The 7,205-nt window shown below is 69.8% G+C and carries 6 protein-coding genes and 1 pseudogene; 1 reads left to right on the top strand and 6 read right to left on the bottom strand.

The annotated features are described in order from the left end of the window. From E1218_RS34045 to E1218_RS34020, 6 genes are all read right to left on the bottom strand, one after another. The coding region (locus E1218_RS34045) for a thymidine phosphorylase (RefSeq protein WP_132327160.1) at positions 1 to 1,263 on the bottom strand (1,263 nt) is incomplete at its 3' end. After that, positions 1,260 to 1,703 carry a cytidine deaminase gene (locus tag E1218_RS34040; protein WP_407657657.1) on the bottom strand — a complete coding sequence of 148 codons (444 nt, stop codon included), beginning with the start codon at positions 1,701 to 1,703 and terminating at the stop codon, positions 1,260 to 1,262. The genes E1218_RS34040 and E1218_RS34045, both read right to left, overlap by 4 nt. A 4-nt stretch (positions 1,704 to 1,707) precedes the next feature. After that, positions 1,708 to 2,970 (bottom strand): ABC transporter permease, encoded by a 1,263-nt coding sequence (locus E1218_RS34035; protein ID WP_132327159.1) that lies wholly within the window; start codon positions 2,968 to 2,970, stop codon positions 1,708 to 1,710. Continuing rightward, entirely contained in the window at positions 2,967 to 4,076 is a 1,110-nt protein-coding gene (locus tag E1218_RS34030; RefSeq protein WP_132327158.1) for an ABC transporter permease, read from the bottom strand. Before E1218_RS34030 ends, E1218_RS34035 begins: the two co-directional genes overlap by 4 nt. Beyond that, the gene (locus E1218_RS34025; protein ID WP_132327157.1) at positions 4,076 to 5,587 is read right to left on the bottom strand and encodes an ABC transporter ATP-binding protein; all 1,512 of its coding nucleotides are present in this window, start codon (positions 5,585 to 5,587) and stop codon (positions 4,076 to 4,078) included. The genes E1218_RS34030 and E1218_RS34025 overlap by 1 nt, the downstream gene beginning before the upstream one ends. Before the next feature lie 116 nt (positions 5,588 to 5,703). After that, positions 5,704 to 6,762 carry a BMP family lipoprotein gene (locus E1218_RS34020; protein ID WP_202866347.1) on the bottom strand — a complete coding sequence of 353 codons (1,059 nt, stop codon included), beginning with the start codon at positions 6,760 to 6,762 and terminating at the stop codon, positions 5,704 to 5,706. Positions 6,763 to 6,995: 233 nt separating this feature from the next. Between E1218_RS34020 and E1218_RS34015 the strand changes: the two are divergent. Further along, positions 6,996 to 7,205 (top strand): annotated as a pseudogene (locus tag E1218_RS34015) (amidohydrolase); the annotation flags it as partial.

Genomic DNA, 7,205 nt, shown 5'->3' with positions numbered 1-7,205 from the left:
GTCGATCACCAGGGGCCGGGGGGTGTACGACGTCGAGACCTCGACCGCGTCGGTGAGGGACTCCAGGGCGCGGTCGAAGCGGGACGGGTCGTCGGTGTGCAGGGTCAGGAGCGGCTGGCCCTCGGTAAGCTGGTCGCCCGGTTTGGCGTGCAGTTCGACTCCGGCGACCGGGGAGACCGGGTCCTCCTTGCGCGCCCGGCCGGCGCCGAGCCGCCAGGCGGCGACGCCGACGGCCAGAGCGTCCAGCTTCGACAACACTCCGGACGCAGGCGCCGGTACGACGTGCTGCTCGGGTGCGACCGGCAGTTCGGCCCCGGGATCGCCGCCCTGGGCCGCGATCATCGTGCGCCAGACGTCCATCGCCGTACCGTCGCGCAGCTTCTCAGCCGGGTCGACGTCGGTGACACCGGCGGCGGCGAGCATCTCTGTCGCCAGCGCGACGGTGAGCTCGACGACGTCGGCCGGGCCTCCGCCGGCCAGCACCTCGACCGACTCGCGGACCTCCAGTGCGTTCCCGGCGGTCAGGCCGAGCGGCACGGACATGTCGGTGAGCAGGGCAACGGTCCGCACACCGGCATCGGTGCCGAGCGCAACCATCGTCTCGGCCAGCTCGCGGGCGTCGGCGAGTTCCTTCATGAAGGCGCCGGTGCCGACCTTCACGTCCAGCACCAGGGCCCCGGTGCCCTCGGCGATCTTCTTGCTCATGATCGAGCTGGCGATCAGCGGGATCGCCTCGACCGTCCCGGTCACGTCCCGGAGCGCGTAGAGCTTCTTGTCGGCCGGAGCCAGCCCGTCCCCGGCGGCGCAGATCACCGCGCCGACGTCCTCCAGCTGCCGCATCAGCTCGTCGTTGGACAGCGTGGCCCGCCAGCCCGGGATCGAATCGAGCTTGTCCAGCGTGCCGCCGGTGTGGCCGAGGCCGCGCCCGGACAGCTGCGGTACGGCGACGCCGCAGGCGGCCACGACCGGAACCAGCGGCAACGTGATCTTGTCGCCGACGCCGCCGGTGGAGTGCTTGTCCGCGGTCGGCCGGGACAGCCCGGCGAAGTCCATCCGCTCACCCGAGGCGATCATCGCCGCGGTCCAGCGGGCGATCTCCCGCCGGTTCATCCCGTTCAGCAGGATCGCCATCGCCAGCGCGGACATCTGCTCGTCGGCGACGTCGCCCCGGGTGTACGCGTCGATCACCCAGTCGATCTGCCCGTCGCTCAGCTCACCCTGGTCCCGCTTGGTGCGGATGACGTCGACGGCGTCGAAACTCACATCTCCTCCAGGAACTCGGGACCGAACGCGTCCGGCAACAGCTCCCGCAACGGCCGGATACCGGCCGTCGTCTCGAGCAGGAGCCCCGGCCCGCCGTGCTCCTGCAGCAGCTGGCGGCACCGGCCACAGGGCACCAGCAGGTCGCCGTGCCCGTTCACGCAGGTGAAAGCGACGAGGCGTCCCCCGCCGGTGTTCATCAACTCCGAGACCAGCCCGCACTCGGCGCACAGCCCCAGCCCGTACGACGCGTTCTCGACGTTGCAGCCGGTCACGACCCGCCCGTCGTCGACCAGGGCCGCGGCACCGACCGGGAAGTGCGAGTACGGCGCGTACGCCCGTCCCATCGCCTCGACCGCGGCCGCCCGCAACGCCGGCCAGTCGACCGACGCCGGCCCGTCGGCGGACGCCGGCCGGTCGGCCGTCGAAGGCTCGTCCGGCACGGCGCTAACCCGCCTGACCGCGTCGATATCGGAGCCCGTCGGCAGCCGGCATCCGGAGCCGCTGGGCCGCCAGCCCGAGGACCAGCAGCGTCGTCACGTACGGCGTCATCCGGGTGAAGTCGGCCGGGACGGTGTCGGTGCTGAAGAACCAGATCGCGAAACCGATCGCGATCACCAGCGACGTGATCGCGGCGATCTTCTGGCCCCGGCGGAACTGCAGCACGGCGACGCCCAGCAGGATGACCGTGACGATGATCAGCAGCGCGTGCACCGCCTCACCGCCGGCGCGCAACTGGAGCGCGTCGGTGTAGCCGAACAGCGCGGAGCCCATCACCAGACCGCCCGGCCGCCAGTTGCCGAAGATCATCGCGGCCAGGCCGATGTAGCCACGGCCACCGGTCTGCCCGTTCTGGTAGATGCCGGACGAGACCAGCGCGATGAACGCCCCACCGGCTCCGGCGATCGCCCCCGAGGTGAGGACGGCGATGAACTTGTAGCGGTAGACGTTGACCCCCAGGGTCTCGGCCGCGACCGGGCTCTCACCGCAGGACCGCAGCCGCAGGCCGAACGCCGTCCGCCACAGCAGCAGCGCGCTGCCGACGATCAGCACGATCGCCAGGATCGTCATCGTGGACAGCCCGGTGGTCACCGCGGCGACCAGCGAGGCAAGGTCCGACACCAGGAACCAGTGCTTGTCCTGCAGGTCGATCATCGCGTCCGAGATGCCGGGGACCGTGATCGACAGCGGTGCGTCGAGCGGTGGCGACTGGGTCGGTCCACCACCCTGCAGACCGGAGAACCAGGTGTCGGCCAGGAAGGCCGCCGTACCGAGCGCGATGATGTTGATCGCGACGCCGGAGACGATGTGGTCGACGCCGAAGATCACCGTCGCCAACGCGTGCAGGGCGGCGCCGATCATGCCGAAGATCATCGCGCCGATGATGCCGGACCACGGACCGTACCAGTAGCCGAAGTACCCGGCGCCGATGGTGCCGAGGATCATCATGCCCTCGAGGCCGATGTTGACCACGCCGGCCCGCTCCGACCAGAGACCGGCCAGCGCGGCGAGGGCGATCGGGACGGAGGCGTTGACCGCCTCGCGCATGGTGCCGGCCGAGTCGACCTCGTGCGCGCCGGTCAGCACCCGGACCGCGGAGATCAGCGCCAGTCCGATGAGCAGCCAGATCCAGATGCTGATCCGGCGCCGCGGCACGAGGGCCTCGGACGGGGCCCCGGCGGGCCGGAGCTCTTCGGGAGCCATCGTCATCGGGTCGCCTCCGAGGTCGCCTCGGCCGGGGCCGAGCTACTGAGTTGCGCTGCCACCTGCCGCTGCTCGAGCGCGTTGCGGTACCGGCGGACCACCTCGTAGGCGATGACGACGGCGAGCACGATGACGCCCTGGCTGATCGCGACGATGTCCGGCGACACCCGCGCGTTGATCTCGAGCAGGTTGCTCTGCTCGGCCAGGTAGGAGAACAGCAGCGCGCCGAACGCGATGCCGACCGGGTTGTTCCGGCCGAGCAGCGCGACCGCGATGCCGGCGAAGCCGATCCCGGCCTGGAACGTGGTGCCGTAGCTGTGCGAGCTGCCGAACAGCAGCGGCAGCCCGATCAGGCCGGCGATCGAGCCGGAGATCATCAGCGAGACGACCACCATCCGCCGTACGTCGATGCCGCTGGCAACGGCCGCGCTGGCCGACGTCCCGGTGGCACGCAGGTTGAAGCCGAACTTCAGCCGGTTCAGCAGCACGGCGTACCCGATTCCGGCGAGCACCGCCAGCAGGGCCAGGCCGAGCAGCTCGTTCGGGGCCCCGGGCAACAGCGGGATGCCGGGCACCCAGCTGTCCTGCGGGATCTCCTCGGTGGCCAGGTTGCTGCCGGTGGACACACCGACCTTGCGCAGCAGGTACGCCGTCAGCGAGCCGGCGATCGCGTTCAGCATGATCGTCGAGATCACCTCGCTGACGCCGCGGGTGACCTTCAGGACACCGGCGATCGACGCCCAGACCGCGCCGACGACCATGGCCAGGACGATCGAGACGACCACGTTCACCGGTCCGGGCAGCCAGCCCTGCGCGGCGAACACGGCGGCGGTGAACACCGCCACCTGGTACTGGCCCTCGACCCCGATGTTGAACAGGTTCATCCGGAATCCGATCGCGGCCGCCAGGCCGGACAGGTACAGGATCGAGGCGTTGTTCAGGATGTTGATGACGTTGCGCTCGGCCGGCGCGGAGAAGATCGTGCTGAGGAAGCCGGAGACGGAACTGCCTGCGGCCAGCAGGATCAAGCAGGTGATCACCAGCGCGACGACGATGGCGAGCACCGGCGCGGCGAGCGCCAGGCCGATCCGGCGCAGGTCGAGCTTGCCCATCACTCCTCTTCTCCGGCACCGGTCATCGCGGAGCCGAGCTGCTCCGGGGTGACCGTGTCAGGGTCGAACTCGCCGACCAGCCTGCCGCGCAGGATCACCTGGATCTGGTCCGACAGACCGATCAGCTCGTCCAGGTCGGCGGAGATCAGCAGCACCGCCAGCCCTCGCCGCCGGGCCTCGCGGATGTGGTCCCAGATCGCGGCCTGGGCGCCGACGTCCACGCCCCGGGTGGGGTGCGACGCGATCAGCAGCACCGGGTCGCCGCTCATCTCCCGGCCGACGATGAACTTCTGCTGGTTGCCGCCGGACAGCGCCCGGGCGGTGGTCTCGATCGACGGCGTGCGGACGTCGAACTGCTCGACGATCCGCGCGCTGTCCTTGCGGGCGCCGGTCTTGTTGATCCACGGACCGCGCACGCTCGGCGACCGGTCCTGGTGACCGAGGATCCGGTTCTCCCACAGCGGGAAGTCCAGCAGCAGGCCGTGCCGGTGGCGGTCCTCCGGGATGTACCCGATGCCCGCGTTGCGCCGCTCCGCCGTACTCCAGTCGGTGATGTCCTCGTCACCGAGCCGGACGCGCCCGGAGGTGGTCGGCCGGATCCCCATCACGAGCTCGACCAGCTCGGTCTGTCCGTTGCCCTCGACACCGGCGATGCCGAGCACCTCGCCACGGTGGATGTGCAACGACACGTCGTCGAGCAGGTTCCGGTCGCCCGGGCCGGCCAGGGTCACGTTCTCGACCGCGAGCTGGACGTCCTCGGTGACCGTCGACTCCTCGGTGCTCGGCGACGGCAGCTCCGAACCGACCATCAGCTCGGCCAGCTGCCGCGCGGTGACGTCCTTCGGCTGCACCGAGGCGACCGTCGTCCCGCGGCGCATCACGGTGACGTCGTCGGCGACCGCGAGCACCTCGTCGAGCTTGTGCGAGATGAACAGCAGGGTGTAGCCCTCGGCCTTCAGCTCGCGCAGGTTGCCGAACAGCGCGTCGACCTCCTGCGGCACCAGGACGGCGGTCGGCTCGTCCAGGATGATGATCTTCGCGCCGCGGTAGAGGACCTTGAGGATCTCGATCCGTTGCCGCTGGCCCACACCGAGGTCCTCGACCCGGTCGTCCGGCGACAGGCCGAACCCGTAGGCGTCGGACAGCTCCGTGATCTTGGCCCGGGCGCGGTCGCCGATGCCGTAGAGCTTCTCGGCGCCGAGAACGACGTTCTCCAGCACGGTGAGGTTGTCGGCCAGCATGAAGTGCTGGAAGACCATGCCGACGCCCTGCTTGATCGCGTCGGCCGGCGAGTGCAGCACGACCTGCTCGCCGCTGATCTCGATCGTGCCGTCGTCCGGCTTCTGCACGCCGTACAGGATCTTCATCAGGGTGGACTTGCCGGCGCCGTTCTCACCGACCAGGGCGTGCACGGTGCCGGCCCGGACGTCGATGTCGACGTCGTGGTTGGCCACCACACCGGGAAAACTCTTGCCGATTCCCCGCAGCCGGACGGCCATCGTCTGAGTCATGGTGTCGATCTCGCACGCTCCCAGATCTCTGCGGCGACCTCGTTGCCGCCGGGACGAGCCTCGGGCCCGGGCCGAAACGCTACCGCGTCACCGGCCCGAGCCCGAGCTGTCAGTCGTCAGAGTTTCGACGGTGCCGTGAGCTCACCGGACACCAGCTTGGCCTTGTACTCGTCGATCTTGGAGCTCACGTCGTCGAGGTGACCGCCGCTGGTCGAGTAGCCGACACCGTCCCGCTTGATGTCGTACAGGTCGAAGCCGGCTTTGGTGGTGCCGTCCTTGAACGCCTTCACGTAGTCGAAGACGGCGACGTCGACCTTCTTCAGCGACGACGTCAGGATGCGCTTCTGCTGCTCGGGGGTCGCGGTCTGGTACTGGTCGGCGTCGACACCGATCGCCCAGGTGCCGTCCGGCTTCGTGGCGGCGACGTCGAACAGGCCGCCACCGGACAAGCCGGAGGCGTGGAAGACGACGTCGGAGCCGGCGTCGTACAGCGCGGTCGCGGCGGTCTTGCCGCCGGCCGGGTTCGCGAACGCCTTCGCGTCACCCTTGTCCGACAGCCACTTCATGTCGACCGTGATGGCCGGGTCGACCGCGGCCACGCCGGCCTTGTACCCGGCCGCGAACGGGTCGATGATCGGCCCGCGGACACCGCCGATGAAGCCGACCTTCTTGGTCTTGGTCTTCAGGCCCGCGGCGACGCCGACCAGGAACGAGCCCTGCTCGACCGAGAACACCAGGTTGGTGACGTTCGGGCCCTCGCCGAACCCGTCGACGACGGCGAACTTGACGTCCGGGTACTCCTTGGCGACCTTCACGACCTCTTCGGTGTAGACGAAGCCCACGCCGATGATCGGGTTGAAGCCGGCCTCGGCCAGCGTCCGCAGCCGCTCCTCCTTGGCGGAGTCGGGCTCCTCCTGGGCGGCCTCGGCCTCCTCACAGGTGGCGTCCAGGTCGTCGAGCGCCTTCTTCACGCCCGCCGCGGCGAGGTCGTTGAAGGACTTGTCCCCGCGACCGCCGATGTCGTACGCCAGGCCGATCTTGGGGCCCGCCCCCGACTTGTCGGCGCACAGTTCGTCGCTGGCGGCGGCGCCTCCCGGCTCTTCCTTCTTCGCGCAGCCCGCCACCACCAGCGCCACGGTGGCGGCCAGGGCCACCAGCTTCGTCGTGTGCCGCAAGATGCCTCCTCGTTCCAGACCGCCCCGTGCAGGCGTTCGCAGCGACACCATAGACCCGGCCAGACCACCCAGCCACTGACAATGCGTGACTGAAATGCTCGTTACTCAATCGTAGTTTCCACCGTGACGCTCCGGCAGAACGCCAACGCGCCGGGTGAACTGAAACTGACCGGATCCGTCCGGTCTCGGAGCCTGGGACAGGCGTCTCGCCGGCCGAATGGGAGAATCGCGCAATGACGATTTCGCAGCAGGTGCTGCTCACCGACCTGCAGAGCCGGGTCGCCGCGGTCCGGGACGAGATCGTGGCGGTCCGGCGCGACCTGCACGCCCACCCGGAGCTCGGCTGGCACGAGGTGCGCACGACCGAACTGATCCGGAAGCGGCTGGTGGCCGCCGGGCTGTCCCCGCAGGTCCTGCCGACCGGCACCGGCCTGATCTGCGAC

This window comes from Kribbella turkmenica (genome assembly GCF_004348725.1).
Taxonomy (GTDB): Bacteria; Actinomycetota; Actinomycetes; order Propionibacteriales; family Kribbellaceae; genus Kribbella; species Kribbella turkmenica.
Note: the sequence above shows the minus strand (reverse complement) of the source record. Positions and strands in the feature narration are given on the sequence as shown.

Bases quoted from the DNA above. Each gene is read 5' to 3' on its own strand.
- E1218_RS34035 (WP_132327159.1), bottom strand. From the start codon at position 2,970: ATGACGATGGCTCCCGAAGAGCTCCGGCCCGCCGGGGCCCCGTCCGAG.
- E1218_RS34030 (WP_132327158.1), bottom strand. From the start codon at position 4,076: ATGGGCAAGCTCGACCTGCGCCGGATCGGCCTGGCGCTCGCCGCGCCG.
- E1218_RS34025 (WP_132327157.1), bottom strand. From the start codon at position 5,587: ATGACTCAGACGATGGCCGTCCGGCTGCGGGGAATCGGCAAGAGTTTT.